The 1,491-nt window shown below is 37.2% G+C and carries 1 protein-coding gene; it reads right to left on the minus strand.

Annotation, left to right across the window (positions count from 1 at the left end; translation table 11 throughout):
• Positions 1-908: 908 nt before the first annotated feature.
• On the minus strand, positions 909-1,253 hold the full coding sequence (locus ASU03_RS18550) for a hypothetical protein (RefSeq protein ID WP_057833200.1): 345 nt from the start codon (positions 1,251-1,253) through the stop codon (positions 909-911).
• Positions 1,254-1,491: the final 238 nt, after the last annotated feature.

Consider the following 1,491-nt stretch of genomic DNA (forward strand, 5'->3'; position numbering starts at 1 on the left):
CGATTTAGAACGAATGGTTGTGCAGTAAACGATAATTAAACCGAATGACAGTGCAAAACCTATTCGTGATTAAACATAAAAACCTGATTTGGCGAAACGCAAAGGTTTTGCCCTAAAGCTAAGTTTTTAAAACATATAACGCCGCATTAAGCGGCAAAAAATTGTTGGTTATAATGTTGAACGGAGTGAAAACAACCAACTGTTTTTTGTCCGTTTGAATGCCTTGTTAGTTGTTGGGGTTAAAAGCTCCACGCTAACAACAAGTTACCATAGCATACTGCATAAATTAATAATAAAGAATACCCGTACCGCTACAAAATAAAGCCTGACTTTTGAGCCACGCAAGTACCCGTTTAGAAGCGAACGCATTAAACCTTCAATTGACAAATGAGGTTGAATTTCGCTGGTTAAAGAGCAAAAGTTAATGGCGAAAACTCACCTAAAACACAGACCAAACCTATTTATAAAACACCGCTTTTGCAATAAAACTTCACTTGTTTAGCGGTACAACTAACGCCCAAATAACGGGCTAAGTAATACTTGCTAAAATGTGCAGCGAAGTGGAACCGAGCAAGTGTTACGTGTCCCTGTTGATTTGCTTGTTAGTTGCAACATACTTTCACCAAGTACAACAATAACTTAAACGCACCGTAATGGAAATACCAAGCCGTGAATTTGAGCCATTGCATTCACTATTTAGAGCGAATAGTTACGCTAATACACCTTTCAGAAACGTGATGAAAGTGACTAACTTATTCGCGGTAAAGCACCAAACAGTGAATTGGTGAAACTGAATTATTTAGCACTTAGACGATCTTTTTTATTAGCCAACTAACGCCCAAATAACAGGCTAAGTAATAGTTGGCTAAAATGTGCGAGGAACGAAGCGCGGCCAACTGTTGCGTGTCCTAGTTTATTTTCTTGTTATGTGTCTTTAATGCATACCTAAAAAGTTTAACTTGAAGTAAAGCTACAAAAAAAGCAGTAATGCCAAAAAAAAGATATGAACTTTTAAGTACACTCAAATGCTTATCTATTTTCAACTCCGATTCGGCAACAAGTTTTAATCTGGAAGCGATTTCAGAGTTTGATAGTTCGTTATTTTCTACCAGTTCTGCAAATGTATAACTAGCAGCTGCTAAACCCCCATTTGAATCTAATATTTCGATAATAAAAATACCAAACCAGCAAAGCCCTAGTAAAGGAATTATTGACAACATAAAAATAGCGGCCAAATATTTTAGATTATCCATAATAAAACACCAACTCTAGACACATAACGCCCAAATAACGGGCTAAGTGGTGCTTGCTAAAATGTGCAGCGAAGCGGAAACGAGCAAGTTCTACGTGTCCCTGTTGATTTGCTTGTATGGATAATACATCCATCTTTATTATTCTTTTTAAACCAGTTTAGGTAAAGTGAGGCCCAAGCTTTAGCAGCAACTAAAGCCTTTTTATACGGTAGTTCGATTGATTGCAGGCTCCTCTATT

Origin of the sequence: Colwellia sp. TT2012 (genome assembly GCF_001440345.1) — a bacterium.
Classification (GTDB): domain Bacteria; phylum Pseudomonadota; class Gammaproteobacteria; order Enterobacterales; family Alteromonadaceae; genus Colwellia.